This is a genomic window from Flavonifractor sp. An82 (genome assembly GCF_002159265.1).
Taxonomy (GTDB): domain Bacteria; phylum Bacillota; class Clostridia; order Oscillospirales; family Oscillospiraceae; genus Flavonifractor.
Map to the genome: position 1 here is coordinate 1 of NZ_NFHG01000053.1, position 1,530 is coordinate 1,530.

General features: G+C 59.5%; 1 protein-coding gene. It reads right to left on the reverse strand.

The annotated features are described in order from the left end of the window. Positions 1-272: 272 nt before the first annotated feature. Positions 273-1,427: a helicase RepA family protein gene (locus B5G34_RS18130; RefSeq protein ID WP_087340692.1), complete on the reverse strand. Its 1,155-nt coding sequence runs from the start codon at positions 1,425-1,427 to the stop codon at positions 273-275. Between the last annotated feature and the right edge of the window lie 103 nt (positions 1,428-1,530).

A 1,530-nucleotide genomic window follows, 5' to 3' on the forward strand; every position in this document is an offset into this window, starting at 1 on the left:
CGCCCTTTGAAAAGGGCACCCTGCACCCCGCCTAAACTTTGTCACTCGCCGTTGGGCAGGGTGGAAAGGCCAGGGGCCTTTCCACCGCCCGGCAAGTGTTTTCCGTGGGGTGAAAGTCAAGGGGTACGGGTTGTATTGCCTTGCGGCAATCTCCACCCGCAGGTATGCCCCCTTGACTTTCGCCCCCGCTCCCCGTGACAGCCGTGACGACCGTGACGATGTTTTGCACACCGCCTCCGCACTCCAAAAAGCTGTCACAGCCGTCACGGTCGTCACGCCTGGGGTTCCTCCAGCGTAAGGCTGATACTCCGTCCGGCATGGGTTCGGGCGCTTTCATAGTGGATGTGGTACTCATAGGACAGCCGCCATGCCCGGACATTCAGCCGCATAGCCAGGGCATTGGGTTTCATATCCAGCTCCAGGGCGGTGACAAGTTCCGTGGCCGTCCCTCTCCACTCTGGCCGTTCCGCCGTCACCAGGGCGGCAACAGCCTCCAACACCGGGTCAGGCGGCTCCTGCCGCAGCTCCGTTTCCCGCCGCTCCAGCTCCCACACAAGCCGTTCCTCGTCCCGTTTGAGGTAGAGGCGCTGGTCTTGCTGATCCCGCCCGGAAATGTCCAGGGTGGCGGCGTTGTCTGTCCGCCGCTCCTTTTGGAGCAGGAAGGCCCCGTCTGCCGCACCCAATAAGCCGTTGGTGCCGGAGATCATATCAAACTTATCATCGGCCTGCTGCTTGCGGGTGTGGTGTACCACCAGGAGGCAGACCCCGTTTCCATCGGCAAACCGTTTCAGTTTGGTAATTACCTCGTAGTCGTTGGCATAGCTGTACTTTCCGCCGTCCTCCTCCCGTACTTTTTGCAGGGTGTCGATGATAATAAGCCGGGTGTCCGGGTGTTCCCGGACAAAGCCCTTTAACTGCTCCTCCAGGCCACCGCCGAGCTGCTTGGCTCCGATGGCAAAGAACAGGTTTCCGGTACTCTCTACCCCAAACATCCGGTACAACCGCTCCTGTAAGCGGCGGTGATCGTCCTCCAGGGCCAGATAGAGGACTGTCCCCTGGCGCACCTCATACCCCCACAGGGAAAGGCCCATACTCACATGATAGGCAAGCTGGGCCATGAGAAAGGACTTGCCCACCTTGGGAGCGCCCACAAAGAGATATGTCCCCGCATAGAGCAGACCGTCTACCACAGGAGGTCTGCCGGGGTACACCTGTTCGTAGAGGTCATTCATAGACACGGTAGGCAGATAGGCCGGGTCATTGACCCGGCTTATCTGCCGCAGGATTTCCTCCAAATCTCTTTCCGGGGGCTTGTGTTCTGTCACGCCCTCTGCTATACTTTGGTTAGGTTTTTGTGAGAGCGACTGTCCCCCGTCTGCGCCAACAGGCGGATATGGGGCAGTCGTTTTCTCTTGCAATCTATCCATCTATCAATCCTCCCTCATGCCGCCCATGATGGCGGCGATCAGCCGGATGGTGTCCAGCAGCTCGCCATCCACGCCATTCCCGGCCTCGATACGCTCCAGTTCT

Excerpts from the sequence above, each read along its gene's own strand:
- B5G34_RS18130 (WP_087340692.1), bottom strand. The coding sequence starts at position 1,427 with ATGGATAGATTGCAAGAGAAAACGACTGCCCCATATCCGCCTGTTGGC.